Consider the following 17,678-nt stretch of genomic DNA (forward strand, 5'->3'; position numbering starts at 1 on the left):
GCTGCATTTTTGAGGAGCCGGTGGTTATGTTGGCGCAGTTGTTTGCCGTGATGGCGCCCGTGTTGCTGGCCGCCGGGATCGGCTATGTGTGGGCCCGCTCCGGGCATGATTACCCGACCGAGTTCGTCACCCGGCTGGTGCTGAATATCGGCACGCCCTGTCTGGTGCTGACCACGCTGAGCCGTGCCGAGCAGGATCCGGCGGCGTTCAGCCAGATGGCGCTGGCGGTGCTGCTGGTAACACTCGGCATGGGCTTGCTCGGTCTGTTGTTCAGCCGGCTGTCAGGACTGGACTGGCGCGCGCTGGTGCCGGCGTTTCTCTTTCCCAATGTCGGCAACATGGGCCTGCCGGTGTCTTTGTATGCCTTTGGCGAGCAGGGCCTGGCCTTTGCCGTGGCGATCTTTCTGGTGCTCTCGGTAGGGCATTTCAGCGTGGGGCTGTTTCTCTCCGGCGCCGAGCGCTCGGCGCGCCGGCTGTGGGCCAACCCGATCATGCTCAGCCTGTTGCTGGCGGTACCGATGCTGATGTTCCAGTGGCAGCTGCCGTTGTGGCTGGCCAATAGCCTCAATCTGCTCGCCGGCCTGACCATTCCGCTGATGCTGCTGACTCTGGGCGTGGCGCTGGCGAGCATCCGCCCCCAACATCTTGGGCGGGGCTTTGCGCTGGGCGGGTTGCGTCTGCTGGCGGGGACGACGCTGGGCTGGCTGATTGGCAGCTGGCTGGAACTGCCGCCGCTGGCCCATGGCGTGCTGGTGGTGCAGTCGGCAATGCCGGTGGCGGTGTTCAACTACCTGTTTGCACTGAAGGCCAACCGGGCGCCGCAGGAAGTGGCCAGTTTGGTGTTCTGTTCCACGCTGCTGGCTTTCGTCTGGCTGCCGGTATTGCTGTGGTGGTGGCTGCCCGCGCTGCAGTGATCGGCCACGCCGTCCTGCGGCTGCGGGCGGGTTCGGGTTAACTGACCAGACCGGCCAGATTGGGAAGGATCAGGATCAGCGTCGTGGCAAACACGATGTAGCTGGCCTGCCGGGCTTTGTGTGGTTTAACCATGGCTCAATGCCTTTTGTTCTTGTTCGCGTGCTATGGCCTTGCGACTGCCAGCAACCTTGTGGCGTCACAGCAGCGGGGAAGAAAAAGCCGCCGGGGGAGGGAAGGCCCGCAGCGGCTGACTAGGCTGCTTACTACGGTTTTGAGTCTAAGCCCGCGCCGGGCGGCCTTTAGAACCCTTTGCAACAAAGGCCAGCGGCCTTCTGCCATCTCCTCCTAACCCCCCGTCTGGGCCGCTCTAGCGTGCGGATTGACCATTCGTCTGAGCCGAGCGGTCAATCGCCCTGAGCATTTCGGTCATTGAGTGGGCTTGCCGTGCGCGTAAGGTAGGGAACCACGCAACCGCCTGCCGGTGTGCTCCTAGAACAACGTCAAGACGAGAGAACGCCATGACCGAAGCTTATATTTTCGATGCCGTGCGCACGCCGCGCGGCAAGGGCAAGAAGGACGGCGCGCTGCACAGCGTCAAGCCGGTCGATCTGGTGGCCGGCCTGCTCAAGGCTCTGGAGAAGCGCAACGCGCTGGATACCAGCCAGGTCGACGATATCGTCCTGGGCTGCGTGACCCCGGTGGGTGACCAGGGCGCCGATATCGCCAAGACCGCCGCGCTGGTGGCCGACTGGGATGAAACCGTGTCGGGCGTGCAACTCAACCGTTTCTGCGCCTCGGGTCTGGAGGCGGTGAACCTCGGCGCCATGAAGGTGCGTTCGGGCTTCGAGGACCTGGTGGTGGTCGGCGGCGTGGAATCCATGTCGCGCATTCCCATGGGCTCCGATGGCGGCGCCTGGGCGATGGACCCGGCGACCAACATGCACACCAACTTCGTGCCACAAGGCGTGGGCGCGGACCTGATTGCCACCCTCGAAGGCTTCTCCCGTCAAGACGTCGACAGCTTCGCCCTGCGTTCGCAGCAGAAGGCCGCCCGCGCCAGCGCCGATGGCTCCTTCAAGAAATCCCTGGTGCCGGTGACCGATCAGAACGGCATCGTCATCCTCGACCACGATGAATTTATCCGTGGCGACAGCACGCTGGAGGGCCTGGGCAAGCTCAAGGCCAGCTTCGAGATGATGGGGCAGATGGGCTTCGACGCCACGGCCCTGCGCAAGTACTCCCACGTCGAGCGCATCAACCATGTGCACACGCCGGGCAACAGCTCGGGCATCGTCGATGGTGCGGCGCTGATGCTGATCGGCTCCGAAGCCAAGGGCAAGGAGCTGGGCCTCAAACCCCGTGCGCGCATCGTCGCCACCGCGGTGACCAGTACCGACCCGACCATCATGCTCACCGGCCCGGCGCCAGCCACCCGCAAGGCGCTGGCCAAGGCCGGCCTGTCGGTGGAAGACATCGACCTGTTCGAGGTCAACGAGGCGTTTGCCTCCGTCGTCATGAAGTTCATGAAGGACATGGGCGTGAGTGAGGACAAGGTCAACGTCAACGGCGGCTCCATCGCCATGGGCCACCCGCTGGGCGCCACCGGTTGCGCCATCCTCGGCACCCTGCTCGACGAGCTGGAGAAGCGCAATCTGCGCTACGGCCTCGCCACCCTCTGCGTGGGCGGCGGTATGGGCATTGCCACCATTATTGAGCGCGTGTGAGCCGGGAGAAGAACAATGACTGACGCCATCCGTTACGAAAAGGGCCAGGACAATATCGTCGTCCTGACCATGGACATGCCCGGCCAGAGCGCCAACACCATGAACGCGGTGTACCGCGAGGCCATGGGCAAGATTGTCGAGCGCCTGGAAGCCGAGAAGGACTCCGTCGCCGGGGTCATCCTCACCTCCGCGAAGAAGACCTTCTTCGCCGGCGGCGACCTGAACGAACTGATCAAGGTCACAAAGGCCGATGCCAAGCCGTTCTACGACATGATCCTCAACATCAAGGGCCAGCTGCGCCGCCTGGAAACCCTGGGCAAGCCGGTGGTGGCCGCCATCAATGGCGCGGCCCTCGGCGGCGGCTGGGAAATCGCCCTGGCCTGCCATCACCGAATCGCCCTGAACGACGCCAGCATCCAGATCGGCCTGCCGGAAGTGACCCTCGGTCTGCTGCCGGGCGGTGGCGGCGTGGTGCGCATGGTGCGCATCCTCGGTCTGGAGAAGGCCCTGCCGTACCTGGCCGAAGGCAAGAAGGTACGCCCGGACGCCGCACTCAAGGCCGGCCTGATCCACGATCTGGCCGAGAACACCGATGAGATGCTGGCCAAGGCCCGTGCCTGGATCGCCGCCAACCCTGCCGCGGTACAGCCGTGGGATGTGAAGGGCTACAAGATCCCGGGTGGCACGCCGAGCACCCCGAGCGTGGCGCAGATGCTGGCCATCGCCCCGAGCGTGCTGCGTGACAAGACCAAGGGCTGCTTCCCGGCGCCGGAGAAGATCATGTGCGCCGCCGTGGAAGGCGCGCAGGTGGACTTCGACACCGCGCAGCTGATCGAGGCGCGCTACTTCACCGAGCTGACCACCGGCCAGGTCGCCAAGAACATGATTGGCACCTTCTGGTTCCAGCTGAACGACATCAACGCCGGCAGTTCGCGTCCGCAGGGTTATCCCAAGTACCAGACCAAAAAGGTTGGCGTACTGGGTGCCGGCATGATGGGCGCCGGTATTGCCTATGTGTCGGCCGCGGCCGGCATCGAGGTGGTGCTCAAGGATGTGTCCGTGGAAGCAGCGGAGAAGGGCAAGAGCTACTCGGCCAAGCTGCTCGACAAGAAAGTGTCCCGTGGCCACATGACGACCGAGAAGCGCGATGCCTTCCTGGCCCGGATCAAGGCCACCGACAGCGAGGCCGACTTCGAGGGTTGCGACCTGATCATCGAAGCGGTGTTCGAGGACCGCAACCTCAAGGCCAAGGTCACCGCCGCCGCTGAGAGCGCCGCGCTGGCCGATGCTGTGATTGCGTCCAACACCTCGACCCTGCCGATCACCGGTCTGGCGACGGCTGTGGCCAAACCGGAGAAATTCATCGGTCTGCACTTCTTCAGTCCGGTCGACAAGATGCCGCTGGTGGAAATCATCAAGGGCGAGAAGACCAGCGACGAGACTCTGGCGCGCGGCTTCGACTACGTGCTGCAGATCAAGAAGACCCCGATCGTGGTCAACGACAGCCGTGGCTTCTTCACCTCCCGCGTGTTCGGCACCTTCACCAACGAAGGCATCGCCATGCTCGGCGAGGGCGTGAGCGCGGCGATGATCGAGGCCGAGGCGCGCAAGGCCGGCATGCCGGTGGGCCCGCTGGCGATCAGCGACGAAGTGTCGATGAGCCTGATGGATCACATCCGCAAGCAGACCGTGGCCGACCTCGCTGCCGAAGGCAAAGCCATTCCCGAGCACCCGGCCTTCGCCGTGATCGATCTGATGCTGCAGGAGTACAAGCGTCCGGGCAAAGCCGCCGGTGGCGGTTTCTACGACTACCCGGCGGGCGGCAAGAAGCACCTGTGGCCGGAGCTCAAGGCCCGCTTCGAGAAGCGTGATGCGCAGATCTCCCAGGAGGACGTGCGTGACCGGATCCTGTTTATCCAGGCGATCGAGACCGTGCGCTGCGTTGAGGAGGGCGTATTGCTGTCGACCGCCGATGCCAATATCGGCTCGATCTTCGGCATCGGCTTTGCTGCGTGGACCGGTGGGGCTCTGCAGTACATCAACCAGTACGGGGTGAAGGACTTCGTCGCCCGCGCCCAATACCTGGCCGAGCAGTACGGCGAGCGTTTCCTGCCGCCGGCCCTGTTGCTGGAAAAGGCGGCCAAGGGCGAGCAGTTCTAAGCCCTATGCCAATAAAAAACCGGCCCTGGTGGCCGGTTTTTTTATGCCTATGTTCCGTTGCTGAGCGGCATGGGCTTGTAGGTTGGCGTTGAGCGCAGCGAAGCCCAACATGAACAGCCTGCTTTGTTGGGCTTCGTCGCATGGCTCCTCAACCCAACCTACAAACTAAGGTGCTCGTCTCAGAACAGATCGATGCTGCCGCTGCTGCTTGGCACACCCTGTAGCTCACCGTTTTCGAGCAACTCGGTGTAGTCAGCGAGGCGGTTGCGTCCGTTCTGTTTGGCCCAGTAGAGCGCCTGGTCAGCCTGTCCGAGCACGGCCGAGGCACTGCCCTGGTCACCGATACGGGTGTAACCGATGCTGACGGTCAGCCCCTTGAGTTGCGGGAAGTCATGTTCGCTCAGCAGGCGGCGGAAGCGCTCCAGCACCAGATGAGCCTCGTGTGCATCCAGGTCGCTGAGCAGAATGACGAACTCCTCGCCGCCGTAGCGGAACAACTGATCCTCGCGTCGGAAGCAGTCGGCCATCAGGCGGCTGACGAGCAAAAGCACCTCGTCACCGAACAGGTGGCCGTAGGTATCGTTGATCTGCTTGAAGTGGTCGATATCGAGGATCGCCAGCCAGCTGGGATGACGCTGACGGCTGCGTCGTTCCTGATTCAGCGCATTGTCCTCGGCCAGGGCGAGGGCATGCAGGATGCGTTCTTCCAGTTGATGGCGGTTGAGCAGGCCGGTAAGGCGGTCGCGGTTCTTCTCGCTGAGCAGACGGGAGAAATTCTCGACGATGGTGATCAGGCTGCGCAGAGCGCGTTGGCCATCGTCATGTAACTGTTCGCCGCAGAGCAGCAGCAGTTGCGTCGGCGTATCCTGGGTAGCCAGGCGCCAGGCCTGATTATCGCCCTCACGGGCGTGTCCCTGTAACAGAGCCTCACGTGCCACCAACAGACGTTGCGGGTCACTGAGCAGCTCCAGACGCTCGCTACTGCACAGTCGACCGGAGTACCAGTGGCTGCTGATCCACAGACGGCCATCGTGCTCGACCAGCAGCAAGGCTTCTTCGACTTCGCTGAAGTTTTGCCCGAGGGTTTGCAACAGTGCCAGTTCAACGGTTTCCACCGAACGCTGACGACTGATGGATTCAATGGCTTCCAGCAATTGCATGCTAGGCTCCGGTGCTCGGCTATCTTGACCGAGGCGTTAAGAACATGGAGCTATTGTGCCATCATTAAAGGCCACAGGTAGGCCCAAGTAACTGATTCGAATCAAGAAGACAGCAGTTGATCGGGTACACAAGTACCAGTTAGGGTTTGCAGTTGATACCTGTTCTCGCCAGGGAGTTACGGTGAACGCCATTCTCAACCGGTTGTGCGGTGTGTTGCTGGGTGCCATGGCTGGAATGGCCACTGCCAGTGAGCCTTTGCATGTCTATGTGGGGGCGGGACAAATGCCGTTCGCCGATGATCAGCCTGGCGAGCGTGGTGTTTTTGGGGAGTTGATGGACGAGCTGTGCCGGCGCATGCAGCGTGAGTGTGTGTACAAGAGCGTGCCCTGGCGTCGGGTTCAGTGGGTAATGGCTGAAGACCCGCAGGGCATTGTTCTAAACCTCGGCCGCAACTCAGAACGTGAAGAGCTTTTTTTCTGGCTGCTGGAAGTGCTGCCAACGCCATACTTGCTGGCCAGCCCTGAGCACCGCTTCAACAGCCTGAGCGATGCGCTGAAGGCAGGACCGGTCGCCGTCATGGCTGCCACGCCGCGTGCAGACGAACTCAAGGCCTTGCGCAGCGAGTATCAGCAGGTAATCGAGGTAAATCAGCCGCAGCAAGCCGTCGAGTTGCTCAAGGCCGGTCGGGTGGTGGCCTGGTATGAAATCGAGCAACGTATCCGTTATCTGTGGCCTGCTGACTTGCCTGCCTTGCAATTCGGACCACCGCTCAGCAGTACCCGCAGCTACATTGCCGCCAGCCCGATGCTGATTGATGCCACGAGCCTGTCTCGTGAGATGAACCGGCATTTTCAGGAGATGCAGGCAGATGGCAGTTGGTCGCGGATACTGGAAGACTACCGCCTGGCCCATGCGCCTGTGGCGCCATTCAATCACGCGGTTGCGCTGTGAATATGCCGTTGGACATAGCCGATGATGCGGCGCAGACCGAGCGTACCCGCGCCACCATTTTGCGATACCACCTGAGTTGGAAAGCACGCGATCTGGAAGCGGTTCTGGCGCTTTATCACCCGGACGTGGAATACAACGATTTCTTTCAGCAGCGCTGTATGCGACTGCCAGAACTGCGCGAGTATCTGGAGCAGAATTTGCCTCGGCGGCCGGGTGAGTTGCTGGAGCATGTTGATCGGATCCGCATCGATGGACATACCGCATTCATCCAATATCAGTTTCGCCTGCAGGGTGGTGATGGCCTGGTGTCGTTTCGTACTGGTGAGGCCATTACCGTTCGGGATGACCTCATCTGGAGGATCAATGAGTACGCCACGCTGGTGCATGAGGCGCGCCCGGGCTACGTCACCGCAGGTACACGGCCGGCCACCAGTCGCCTTGGCCTGTCTCCGCGCCAGTTGAGTCAACTGGCTCAGGACCTGCAGGACTACTTTCAGCGGCAGCAGCCCTTTCTCAATCCAGAACTGGACTTGCAGCAAGTGGCTTTGGCTACTGGCTACAGCCGCAATCAGATATCTCATCTGCTCAATCAGGTGTTGGGACAGAGCTTTTATCGCTACGTCAATCAGGCCCGGTTGCAGTATCTACTCGACAGTCTTGATGCTCAGTCGGATCTGACACGAATTGATGAGCTGGCCTTTGCCGCAGGATTCAATTCGCTGTCGGCTTTCTACAAGTGTTTTCGTGAGCGTACAGGCATGACGCCCAAGGCTTACCTGCGGGATTTTTCCACGCGGGCACGCACGTAAGACAGCATTGTCTGCCTGCGATTAGGCTCTCTCCATTGTTGAGTCCGAGACGATGGAGTAACCCACATGAGCGAGTGGCGCCAAATCAGCCTGTGGCTGGATCAGCTTGATGAGCCGCTGACGCCGCGAGCACCGCTGACTGCTGAGGTTGACGCGGATGTGGCGATCATTGGCGCCGGCTACACCGGGCTCTGGACTGCCTACTACCTGAAGACGCAGGCCCCGCACTTGCGCATCGTTGTGGTCGAGGCCGAGATTGCCGGCTTTGGCGCCTCGGGCCGCAATGGCGGTTGGCTGATGGGTAACCTGCTTAACGACGAGCGCCTGCTTCGCCGCCTGCCTGTTGGCGAGCGGGCGGCCAGCAGTGCGTTGCTGCACGACATTCCCGATGAAGTCGGACGTGTGCTCAGCCATGAAGGCATCGCCTGTGATTACCGCAAGGGCGGCGTGCTGTACTGTGCGGCACGCTATCCCGAACAGCGCCAGCGGCTACTGGCGCAACTCGCTGCGCTGCGGGAGTTGGGGCAGGGTGAAGGCGATTACCGCTGGCTGAATGCGGAAGAGCTGGCCGGCCAGATGCGTGTTGATGGCGCCGAGGGAGCGCTGTACAGCCCGCACTGCGCCACCATCCAGCCTGCCAAGCTGGTTCGCGGTCTGGCCGCCTGTGTCGAACGTCTGGGCGTGATGATTTACGAGCAGAGCCGGGTGCTCGACTGGCAGCCCGGTCAATTGCGCACACAAGGCGGTAGCGTGCGTTGTGACTGGCTGGTGCCCGCCGTCGAGGGCTATGCCGCGTTAATGCCAGCGCTCAGCCCACACCAGTTGCCGGTGCAGAGTCTGCTGATTGCCACCGAGCCTCTGACCCAGGGTATCTGGAACGAGATTGGCCTGGCCCGCGGGCAGGCCTTCAGCGAGGCCAGTCGTCAGGTGACCTATGGACAGCGTACTGCCGATGATCGTCTGGTGTTTGGCGCCCGAGGCGGCTATCGATTTGGTGGGCGGCTGCGCGAAAACTTCCAGTTGGACAGCGATGAGGTCGACCTGCGCCGGCGCCTGATGCTTGATCTGTTTCCGATCCTCAAGGCGGCCGAGATCACCCATACCTGGGGCGGCAACCTTGGCATGGCTCGCCGATTCCAGCCGCACATGCTGTGCGATCGCCAGCAACGCATTGCCCTGTCCGGTGGTTACGGCGGGGAGGGTGTCGGTGCCAGCAACTTGGGCGGGCGCACCCTGGCCGATCTGATCCTTGGCCACGATACACCGCTGATCCGCCAGCCCTGGGTGTTGCCGCAGGCGGCTATCGACCAGTTGCCGCGCTGGGAGCCCGAGCCTCTGCGCTGGCTCGGTTACAACGCGATCATCAGCAGCTTTGTCCACGAGGACCAGGTGCTGGCGAAACCGCACAGCGCGCCCTGGCGCCGACATCTGGCTATGAGCGTGGCCAGCTTCATGGAGGGGTTCATGCGCTGAGTCGGCAGTGAACGCAAATTCAATTCGTGATGTGAATCAGAGCAGGAGATAACCGTGAACATTAGCCATTTCAAAGACACTGCTGACTGCGCACTGGGCGACGCCACACCGGTGGCGGTGCCGCTAGGCGACCCGGTCGCGGCAACCCGCTGTATCAGTGATGAGCGCACTGACGGTGTGGAAGCGGGTATCTGGGAGTGCAGCCCGGGGCGCTGGCGCCGTCAGATCGTGCAGCAGGAGTTTTGTCATTTCATCAGTGGGCACTGCACCTTCACCCCGGACGGCGGCGAGCCGATCGAGATCCGCGCCGGCGACGCTATTGTTTTCCCACAGGGCACCACGGGGGTGTGGGATATCCATGAGACAGTGCGCAAGACTTTTGTGCTGATTGGCTAGCCTCCTTCGCTTATGAGAGTGATGGTCTGGTGACTGGCAGAACCTAGGTTTTGTCACCAATCCAATGGAACAAAACCGTTGCTCTCATGCTGCCTCTAGCCAGTTGGGCTTAGCGAGGCATTCAGAGAGCGGTTACGCCTCACATGGCCACCAGTCAGCTGCGGAGCAGCCGCTCAGAAATCACCCTCATCTCACCATGGGCGGAAATTCATAATCCCGATAATTGGTACATACGTACCATCAGGTGCCCCTACGCAAGGAGGGGGGATTGGCCGGCAGAGGTTGGTAACTTCGCGTTAGCCAAGGTTGTTTGCTGCAAAGGTATTACCGCCGGGACGGAGTCCTGCCTGGCTTCTTCAGAAGCCGGGCGCCAGTGCGGAATCAGGGGATGGACAGCGTTGGCAGATTAATCGGCTTGCACCTGAGTGCGGGCCTGCCTGCGCCAATACCCTCACCGGAGCACAACAACAATGAGCGCATTGCTGAAATCCCTGAAACACGCCATGGCCGCGCTGGCCATCGGCGGCGGTGCCACGCTGGGCCTTGCGGCCTCTGGTACAGCCCTGGCCGAGTCCCGTCCGGTCATCTTCGTCGGCAACAACTGGGACGGCACGGTCAACGTGTTCGATTCCACCAGTTACGCCAAGATCGGCCTGATCAACGCGGTCCCGGACAAGCGCGCCCGCATGAGGGAAATCCTCCTCAACCCGATCAAACTGACCGCCTTCCAGGCCGTGCGCAACCTGATCGGCGAAGGCAACGACCAACTGGTCGACGACATGTACAGCAGCAATGACGGGCGTTTGCTGATCGCCTCTCGGCCGAGCTTCGCCGATGTGGTGGCCATCGACATCGCCACGGGCAAGGTGGTGTGGCGCTTCGTGGTCGATGGCTACCGCTCCGACCACATGGCCCTGTCGCCGGACGGCACCAAGGTGGCGGTGTCTGCCTCCACCGGCAATGTGGTTCACGTGCTGGACGTCAACACCGGCAAGCAGGTCGGCAAGTTCAAGTCCGGCAATTCGCCACACGAAAACGTCTATTCCAAAGACGGTTCGAAGATCTATCACGCCAGCATCGGCTATGTGTTCACGCCGCTGGACCCGCAGTTCTTCGACTGGACCAAGGGTGAGCGGGTCGTGCAGGTGGTTGATACCAGCAACTATCAGGTCATCAAGAAGTTCAACATGGCCGACAAGCTCAAGGCGGCCGGCCTCGGCAAGCTGAGCCCGGCCGTTCGGCCCATGGCGCATACCCCGGACGAGAAGTTGTTCTACTTCCAGCTGTCGTTCCTGCACGGCTTCGTCGAGTACGACATGGTCAATGACAAGGTGACCCGCCTGGCCAAGCTGCCCAACCTGGTGCCCGACCTGCCGCTGGAGCAGTACGTCAACGACTCCGCCCACCACGGCATCGCCATGAACGCTGCCGGCACCAAACTGTGCGTGGCCGGCACCATGGATGACTATGTGGCGGTGGTGGATCGGGCGAGCTTCGGTTACCAGCTGTTGCAGGGGCTCGGGCAGAAGCCCTACTGGGTGACCTCGAACAAGGCGGGTGACCGCTGCTACGTGTCCTGGAGCGGAACCGACCAGATGTCGGTGATCGACTACGCCAGCGGCAGCGAAGTGGCCCGCGTGGATGTCGGCCGCCATCCCCAGCGGATCCGCGAAGGTTATGCCCCCGGTAACTGGATGAACTGAGTCAGTACCCGTGCCCTCCCGGTGATGATCAGCTCATGCCGGGAGGTACTTACGGCCGGAGGGGGAACGAGCGTGAAGAAAAACGGGTTATGCCTCGGGGCCATGGCGCTGGCCTGCGTGTGTTGGGCGACCACTGTGTCAGCCGGTGAGGCCCTTGAATACAGCGCCGTGCAGCATATCGAGACAGTGCCGGGACCTTTCCTGAACCGGATCTACATCGCTGGTGACAGGGAACGCCAGGATGCAAGCCTGGGCGGCAAGACCGTGACCACCATTATCCGGCGCGACAAAGGCGTGGCCTGGCTGCTGATCCCGGAACAGAAACTGTACGAGGAAGTAGAAGTCGCCAACGCTTCGGTGACGTCGTTGCCCGGTCAGTTGGACCCGCAGCGCGGCACACGCCTTGGCGAGGAGCGCCTGGACGGCCAGCCGGTCAGCAAAATCGCCATGCCCATGGATGAAGGTCGGCAGGTGGCTTATGCCTGGGTGTCGCCTGAGGGACTGGTGCTCAAGGCGCAGATTCCTGCCGATGAACAGACGGGTCGGCCTGAGGCACGCCTACGGCTGCAGGACGTGCAGTTCGGCCGGCAGGATCACGCCCTGTTCGAATTGCCTGATGGGTATCGCAAGAAGGACGATTGACGGGCGATGAAGTCTGCTCGGCACAATTGAAAACGCCGCGATCCTGAGTGGAATCGCGGCGTTTTATGCTCTTGATGTCAGCGCCGGTCGATGCGGTACAGGGTGGTTGTGCCACTGACCTCGTTGCCCACCACCAGCAGCGGCACGCCACGAATCGGGCTGTGCGCGGCGCTGATTACCATCACGCCCTCAGGGCCCAGATCGCCGGCTTCGGCTGCCGGTGGCTGGGCATTGGCGTTGCGGTTGCTGACCAGATCGACGAAGAGCGGCGCCTTGGGGTTGCTCAGGTCGTAGACCATCACGCAGCTGATGCGCTCCAGGCCGATAAAGGCATAGGGCTTGCCCCACAGTTCGCTGACGGTGACGCCCTCCGGCTCCGGGCCCTTGTCATCGCTGCGGCCGTCCGGGCTGTTGTCCTTGTGGTTGCTGTTGAACAGCGTCGGCAGACGTTCGGCCGTGATGCGCTCGAAGTCTGAACCGCTGTCGTACTGCTGCTGCCCCTTGCTGTTCCACACCGAGAACGAGCGGGCGCCGAAGGCATAGATGGCGTCATAGGTGCCAGTTTGCGGGTTCAGGCCGCCAGCGCGGCTCACCGTCAGGCGACCGAGATTGGCGCTCTGCTTGAGTGAGGCCGCCTCGGGAAAGGCTGTTGGATCGAGCAGGTAGCTCGAGCTACCGACGCGGACTTCCTCGCTGTAGCCAGCATAGGCCCGGGCATCACCCTCGTTGGCGGTGACCAGGTAGGTCTGCCCGCGATGGCTGAAGCTGCTGATTGCATCAGGTTGGTACAGACCGCGCACCGGCCAGTTGCGGATCTTTACGGCGCCGTCCTTGTCGCTGGCATCCAGCTCGTTACCGGCCAGATTGTGATCCTTGTAGCCCAGGCCGCGCACGGCTTTGACCTGGGCGCGACGTACGTCGATCTCGGCGATGGCATTGTTTTCCTGAAGGGTTACCCAAGCGCGTTGACCGTCCTTGCTGACGGTGATGTATTCCGGCTCGAAATCCTGTGCCACGCTGGCATTCGGGCCGAACACGCGTACCGACGGATCGAGTTGCTGACGAGTCAGCTGACGGAAGTCGGCCGTGCGGACATTGGCCTGGCTCAGACGGCTGAGGCGAGCCGGCAGGTCGATAATGCTCACCGAACCCTCCGGGTCGGTCAGGTAGTCATCGCTCGGCTCGCCTTCGTTGGCCACCAGCAAGCGGCGGCCATCAGGGGTGAAGGTCAGCATGTCGGGCAGGGCGCCGACATCCACCGCGCCTTGCACCTGACCGTCGGCGTTGAGCAGCACGACCTTACCGGGCTCGGTCTTCACGGTGTTCTGCACGGCGGCCGCAACCAGGCCACGATGCACTGCCACGCTGTTGACCGAGCTGCCGTAGGCCGACAGGTCGATATTGAAGAGCAGGGCAGGTTGTGCAGGCTGGCGGATATCCAGTACATCAATCTTGCCGCTGGCGGCATTGACCACGAACAGACGCTGGCTGCGAGCATCGTGGGCAACGATTTCAGCCGCGCCCTGCTCGAACAGACCGCTCTGGTAAGTACCGAGGGCGGTGATCTTGAGATTGGTGACTTTGGAGTCGTGAGAATGGCTGCTGGCCAGCACCGGTGTGGTCAGCGCGGTGGTGATGGCCAGTGCCGTGGCGAGACGGGAAAGACGCATGGGACAGTCCTGCTGAGGGTAGGGACTGGCAGATTGTGCGAGTGGCGTGGCGGTGGCATGACCAACAAAAGAAGCTTTGCTGACACTTTTGTGGCCGGTGGGCTCAGACGTCTTGCAGGATGCGGCTGATCTCGGCGAACAGCGGGCGCCGGTCTGGCTGGCTGTGCAGACAGCGCTGCAGCAGCGGCTCAAGGGCCTCTGCCAGGCTAGCGTCGCTGCGTTGCAGCAGCTCTTCGAGCAGGCAGCCGAAGGCGCGCACTTCCAGGCGTTGCAGGGCCAGGCCTTCGGCGCTGTCTGGGGCAAAGAACGAGGCAGCGCCGAAATCGCTGAGCAGGCAGTCGCCGGCGGCATCGACCAGCAGGTTATGAGCGTACAGGTCACCGTGCAGGATGCCACCGCCGTGCAGCTGGGCCACAGCGGATGCCACGCCGCGGGCAATACGCAGCGCTTGGTCAGGGCTGAAGCAGCGCTCCTTGGCATACACATCGCGGGTGCAGCTGGCCAGTGACGGCGGGCCGGCCAGTACCTGATAACGCGGATCGATCAGTTCCAGCAGCAGGCCATCGGGCTGACCGGCTTCCTGCTGCAGCGGGCCGACGACCCGCGCCAGATTGGCATGCGGCTCGGCCGCCAGGCACGCGGCCATCTCGCTGTGCGGCAGGCCGTCACTGGTGACCGCACCCTTGAACAGCTTGACCGCCATGGCCCGTGGAACTTGCCCCGGCACCTGCCATGTGGCCCGGTGAATCAGGCCGCTGGCGCCCTGGCCCAGCAGTTCACCGAGGGCCAGTTGCGAGCGCGGCACCGGAGGATGCGGGTGGCGCGCCAGGCTCAGACTTTCCTCATGGTCACTGCAGGGGTTGCCGGCAAAGGCCAGCCAACTGAGGCGCGGCAGTTGCAGCAGCCAAGCCGGCAGCTGCTCCAGCCGGTTGGCGGCGATGCGCAGCAGCTCGAGGTTGTGAAGTTGCGCCAGGCTGTCCGGCAGTTCGCGCAGCTGGTTACCGGCCAGCATCAGCTTCTGCAGGCGCTGGCGCTGGCCCAGCTCCGCCGGCAGGTGGGTCAGGCGGTTGTCGGTCAGGATCAGCCAGCGCAGTTTCGGCGGCAGCGCGGCGGCCGGCAGGTGCTCGATGGCATTGCTCTTGAAGCCCACCATCTCCAGCTGCGGGCACTGGCCCAGCACGGCCGGCATCTGGGTAAAGGCATTCTCCGAACAGAACAGGATGCGCAGCCTGTGCAGGCGCGGCAGGTCATCGGGCAGGCTGCTCAGGTGGTTGCCGGAGAGGTTGAGCACCTCCAGCGAGTCGGCCAGGTCGAAGATTTCCCGCGGGAACTCCACCAGATCGGCGGACAGGTCCAGGCGGGTGATGCCGGTCAGTTCGCCGCGGCGAAGTTGCTCAAGACTGTGCATGTCAGTGCTTTTCCAGCAGTTGCAGGCGCATAAGGCGCGGCAGGTGGTCGGACCCGAGGTTCGGCCCCAGGCCTTGATCGGCCACGCGCCAGGGACCATTGACCACAACCTGATCGATGGCAATACCCAGCCAGCCACGTCCGAGTGCAGGCCAGCTGGGGCTCAGATCGCTGGCCCGTTGCCATCCCAGCGCCAGAACACCACGCAACGCCTGGGACCAGGGGCTGGCATTGAAGTCGCCGGCGACTAGCCCAGGCAGGCCATGTGCGGCATTTTTCTGCAGTAGCACCTGCAGCCCTATATTGCGCTTCTGGTGCCAGTAGGGGGAGAGAGGGGGCATGGGGTGTACAACAGTCAGGGCGATGGCCTGCCCCGGCAGCACGACGCGTGATTCGATGGCCGGGATGCCGTCGGCGTCGATGCTGACCTTTGCTCCGTCCAGAGGCTTGCGCGACAGCAGTGCCAGGCCGAAGGGCGAATCCTCCGGTGCCAGCAGCCGGTAGGGATAGTCTTGCCAGCGCCCCAGCTGTTCGGCCAGCGCCGGAGTTACCTCCTGCAGCAATACGAGGTCGACGGGCTGCCGGTCGAGCAGGGCTCTGAGTGCACTGGCATCCCGGCTCTGGGCCAGATTGGCGGTGAGCAGGCTCAGCTCCAGACGCGGCGTGCCCGTCTCATGTGGCAGCGCCGGCGTGACGCTCAGCCAGGGCAGGGCGGCCAGCGGCGCGAGCAGCAGCCAGCGCGCGTTGCGCCGGGCCAGCAAGGCTAGGCCTGCCAGTAGCAGGCTCAGGTGCAGCCACTGCCAGTGGCTGGCCAGATCCAGCAGCCAGGCCGCATGGACCGAGTAAGGTGCTGCCAGCTCGGTCAGCCAGGGCGATAGCAGACCGAGTGAGGCGCACAGTACAAGCAGTCGGATCATGACTGCAGCTGGCGGATTTTGATGCGCTCGGCCCTGGTCTGGGGGGCTGCGACAGCACGCGCACGCAGTTGCCCGCAGCCGCCGTCGATGTCCTGGCCGGCGCTGTTGCGCACCTTGGTCAGCACGCCACGGCTGTGCAGGTAACGCACCATCTGCACGATGCGCTCGCCATCGGGGCGCTCATAGTCGTCGCCTTCCAGGCTGTTGTAGGGGATCAGGTTGAGCACCGCGTACTTGCCCTTGAACAGACGCAGGATGGCGTCCATTTCTTCCTGGCTGTCGTTGATGCCCTTGAGCAGTGTCCACTGGTACTGGATCGGGTAGCCAATGTGGCGGGCATAGGCTTCGCCCAGCTCCATCAGCTCCTCGGGGCTGATCTTCGGCGCCCGTGGCAGCAGTTGCTCACGCAGCTCGGCGCGGCTGGTGTGCAGAGACAGGGCCAGCGCCGGCTTGACCCGCTGCTGCGGCAGCCGCTCGAATACACGCGGATCGCCGACAGTGGAAAACACCAGATTGCGATGGCCAATGCCGCCGTCGGTGCCGAGCAGGTCGATGGCCGCCAGCACATTGTCGAGGTTGTGCGCCGGCTCGCCCATGCCCATGAACACCACTTTCTTCACCGGTCGAAAACGCCGGGCCAGCGCCACCTGGGCGACGATTTCGGCGCTTGAGACCTGACGCAGCAGGCCGCTCTTGCCGGTCATGCAGAACAGGCAGCCGACGGCGCAGCCCACCTGGCTCGATACGCACAGGCCGCCACGCGGCAGCAGCACGCTCTCGACCATCTGGCCGTCATTCAGGCCGACCAGCAGGCGTGAGGAACCATCGGCCGCCGGGTGTTCCGAGCGCAGACTGGCCAGTTGCTCCAGCTCGGCACTGAGCGCCGGCAGGCCGTTGCGCACACTGAGGGGCAGAAAGTTCTCGCTGCTCTGGCGGCGTGTGCCGCAGTCCAGCGGCTTGCCCTGCAGCCAGGCGCGTACCACCCGGCCGCTGTGGGCAGGCAGGGCGCCGAGGTCGGCGAGGCGTTGATAAATATCGGAGATCTGCATGGGGCGCGCATGCTACCACTGTGCGCCAGAGCGGCGAAGCGCCGCAGGCCGGGCGGAGGCGGAGATTCCGCCCGGCAGCGGGTGTTACTCGGTTTCCACGCCGATGGCGAGGGCCGAGGTCAGGCGGATTACCAACTGGCGGTTGAGGTATTCGGTCTTCAGCACTACGTCGGGACGCACCCTGACCAGCTTGCGACTGCCATCGGCGAAGACCAGGGTGGCGGTGTGCTGGGTGGTGTCGATGGCCATGACCCGAGCGGTGACCTCCACCGTATCCGCCATCAGCATGCCCGGCTTGCTGCCCTCTGGGGCTGTGGCGAGCAGGGCAGCACCACCATCAGGCGTGGCCACGGCATCCGGTTCGCGCAGGAAGACCACGCGCTCGATGGTAACGGTGGCCCTGACCTTGTCGCCCACCCTGAGCTGCGGAAAGTTGACCATCTCCGGTACGGCCTGCAGCGTGCGGCGATGGCCCTGGGCATCCTGCAGGGTAAAGGTGCGCTTGCTGTGATCGATGGCGGTGACCACGGCACGGATCTGTTCGACCTCCGTGGTGACGCCGCCGGGAAGACCTTCCTGGATCACCTGGCTACTGCTGACATCACTGCTCAAGGCCTGTTCATCGCTTTGGCTGGCACAGGCACTCAGCAGGGCTGCGCTGAGCAGGAGCAGGGCATAGGGTTTGCGCGTTGACATCATCG

Annotated in this window: 15 protein-coding genes; 9 read left to right on the forward strand and 6 right to left on the reverse strand. The window is 63.1% G+C overall.

Annotation, left to right across the window (positions count from 1 at the left end; translation table 11 throughout):
* Positions 1-26: 26 nt before the first annotated feature.
* From CK486_RS12750 to CK486_RS12760, 3 genes are all read left to right on the forward strand, one after another.
* Positions 27-914 carry an AEC family transporter gene (locus CK486_RS12750; RefSeq protein WP_095940696.1) on the forward strand — a complete coding sequence of 296 codons (888 nt, stop codon included), beginning with the start codon at positions 27-29 and terminating at the stop codon, positions 912-914.
* 519 nt (positions 915-1,433) lie between these two features.
* A complete protein-coding gene (locus CK486_RS12755; RefSeq protein WP_095940697.1) occupies positions 1,434-2,639 on the forward strand; it encodes an acetyl-CoA C-acetyltransferase in 1,206 nt (401 codons plus the stop codon).
* A 15-nt stretch (positions 2,640-2,654) separates the two neighbouring features.
* Complete coding sequence (locus CK486_RS12760) at positions 2,655-4,799, forward strand: 3-hydroxyacyl-CoA dehydrogenase NAD-binding domain-containing protein (RefSeq protein ID WP_095940698.1); 2,145 nt, start codon at positions 2,655-2,657, stop codon at positions 4,797-4,799.
* A 179-nt stretch (positions 4,800-4,978) separates the two neighbouring features.
* Here the strand turns inward: CK486_RS12760 and CK486_RS12765 are convergent, their stop codons facing one another.
* The gene (locus CK486_RS12765; RefSeq protein WP_095940699.1) at positions 4,979-5,959 is read right to left on the reverse strand and encodes a GGDEF domain-containing protein; all 981 of its coding nucleotides are present in this window, start codon (positions 5,957-5,959) and stop codon (positions 4,979-4,981) included.
* A 181-nt stretch (positions 5,960-6,140) separates the two neighbouring features.
* Between CK486_RS12765 and CK486_RS12770 the strand changes: the two genes are divergently transcribed.
* The 6 genes from CK486_RS12770 (at position 6,141) to CK486_RS12795 (ending at position 11,934) form a co-directional block, all read left to right on the forward strand.
* A complete protein-coding gene (locus CK486_RS12770) occupies positions 6,141-6,911 on the forward strand; it encodes an ABC transporter substrate-binding protein (protein ID WP_095940700.1) in 771 nt (256 codons plus the stop codon).
* A gap of 2 nt (positions 6,912-6,913) precedes the next feature.
* Positions 6,914-7,720: a nuclear transport factor 2 family protein gene (locus CK486_RS12775; protein WP_095940701.1), complete on the forward strand. Its 807-nt coding sequence runs from the start codon at positions 6,914-6,916 to the stop codon at positions 7,718-7,720.
* Positions 7,721-7,786: 66 nt separating this feature from the next.
* Positions 7,787-9,193, forward strand: coding sequence for an FAD-binding oxidoreductase (locus CK486_RS12780; protein WP_095940702.1), 1,407 nt, complete (start codon positions 7,787-7,789; stop codon positions 9,191-9,193).
* 54 nt (positions 9,194-9,247) lie between these two features.
* Entirely contained in the window at positions 9,248-9,589 is a 342-nt protein-coding gene (locus tag CK486_RS12785) for a cupin domain-containing protein (protein WP_095940703.1), read from the forward strand.
* A gap of 470 nt (positions 9,590-10,059) precedes the next feature.
* Positions 10,060-11,292: a YncE family protein gene (locus tag CK486_RS12790; protein WP_141248907.1), complete on the forward strand. Its 1,233-nt coding sequence runs from the start codon at positions 10,060-10,062 to the stop codon at positions 11,290-11,292.
* A 135-nt stretch (positions 11,293-11,427) separates the two neighbouring features.
* Positions 11,428-11,934: a hypothetical protein gene (locus CK486_RS12795; protein ID WP_141248908.1), complete on the forward strand. Its 507-nt coding sequence runs from the start codon at positions 11,428-11,430 to the stop codon at positions 11,932-11,934.
* Between the two features lie 77 nt (positions 11,935-12,011).
* Here the strand turns inward: CK486_RS12795 and CK486_RS12800 are convergent, their stop codons facing one another.
* From CK486_RS12800 to CK486_RS12820, 5 genes are all read right to left on the reverse strand, one after another.
* Positions 12,012-13,604, reverse strand: coding sequence for a choice-of-anchor I family protein (locus CK486_RS12800; RefSeq protein ID WP_095940705.1), 1,593 nt, complete (start codon positions 13,602-13,604; stop codon positions 12,012-12,014).
* A 103-nt stretch (positions 13,605-13,707) separates the two neighbouring features.
* Positions 13,708-15,012 (reverse strand): leucine-rich repeat-containing protein kinase family protein, encoded by a 1,305-nt coding sequence (locus CK486_RS12805; RefSeq protein WP_095940706.1) that lies wholly within the window; start codon positions 15,010-15,012, stop codon positions 13,708-13,710.
* 1 nt (position 15,013) lies between these two features.
* Positions 15,014-15,928 carry an endonuclease/exonuclease/phosphatase family protein gene (locus CK486_RS12810; RefSeq protein WP_095940707.1) on the reverse strand — a complete coding sequence of 305 codons (915 nt, stop codon included), beginning with the start codon at positions 15,926-15,928 and terminating at the stop codon, positions 15,014-15,016.
* Positions 15,925-16,977 (reverse strand): RNA methyltransferase, encoded by a 1,053-nt coding sequence (locus CK486_RS12815; protein WP_095940708.1) that lies wholly within the window; start codon positions 16,975-16,977, stop codon positions 15,925-15,927. Before CK486_RS12815 ends, CK486_RS12810 begins: the two co-directional genes overlap by 4 nt.
* 84 nt (positions 16,978-17,061) lie before the next feature.
* Positions 17,062-17,673 carry a hypothetical protein gene (locus CK486_RS12820; protein WP_176481706.1) on the reverse strand — a complete coding sequence of 204 codons (612 nt, stop codon included), beginning with the start codon at positions 17,671-17,673 and terminating at the stop codon, positions 17,062-17,064.
* Positions 17,674-17,678 lie beyond the last annotated feature (5 nt).

Source organism: Pseudomonas sp. HAR-UPW-AIA-41 (genome assembly GCF_002304225.1).
Taxonomy (GTDB): domain Bacteria; phylum Pseudomonadota; class Gammaproteobacteria; order Pseudomonadales; family Pseudomonadaceae; genus Aquipseudomonas.

Excerpts from the sequence above, each read along its gene's own strand:
- CK486_RS12810 (WP_095940707.1), bottom strand. The coding sequence starts at position 15,928 with ATGATCCGACTGCTTGTACTGTGCGCCTCACTCGGTCTGCTATCGCCC.
- CK486_RS12760 (WP_095940698.1), top strand. The coding sequence starts at position 2,655 with ATGACTGACGCCATCCGTTACGAAAAGGGCCAGGACAATATCGTCGTC.
- CK486_RS12750 (WP_095940696.1), top strand. The coding sequence starts at position 27 with ATGTTGGCGCAGTTGTTTGCCGTGATGGCGCCCGTGTTGCTGGCCGCC.
- CK486_RS12790 (WP_141248907.1), top strand. The coding sequence starts at position 10,060 with ATGAGCGCATTGCTGAAATCCCTGAAACACGCCATGGCCGCGCTGGCC.
- CK486_RS12780 (WP_095940702.1), top strand. The coding sequence starts at position 7,787 with ATGAGCGAGTGGCGCCAAATCAGCCTGTGGCTGGATCAGCTTGATGAG.
- CK486_RS12805 (WP_095940706.1), bottom strand. The coding sequence starts at position 15,012 with ATGCACAGTCTTGAGCAACTTCGCCGCGGCGAACTGACCGGCATCACC.
- CK486_RS12775 (WP_095940701.1), top strand. The coding sequence starts at position 6,914 with ATGCCGTTGGACATAGCCGATGATGCGGCGCAGACCGAGCGTACCCGC.
- CK486_RS12820 (WP_176481706.1), bottom strand. The coding sequence starts at position 17,673 with ATGTCAACGCGCAAACCCTATGCCCTGCTCCTGCTCAGCGCAGCCCTG.
- CK486_RS12815 (WP_095940708.1), bottom strand. The coding sequence starts at position 16,977 with ATGCAGATCTCCGATATTTATCAACGCCTCGCCGACCTCGGCGCCCTG.
- CK486_RS12765 (WP_095940699.1), bottom strand. The coding sequence starts at position 5,959 with ATGCAATTGCTGGAAGCCATTGAATCCATCAGTCGTCAGCGTTCGGTG.
- CK486_RS12800 (WP_095940705.1), bottom strand. The coding sequence starts at position 13,604 with ATGCGTCTTTCCCGTCTCGCCACGGCACTGGCCATCACCACCGCGCTG.
- CK486_RS12755 (WP_095940697.1), top strand. The coding sequence starts at position 1,434 with ATGACCGAAGCTTATATTTTCGATGCCGTGCGCACGCCGCGCGGCAAG.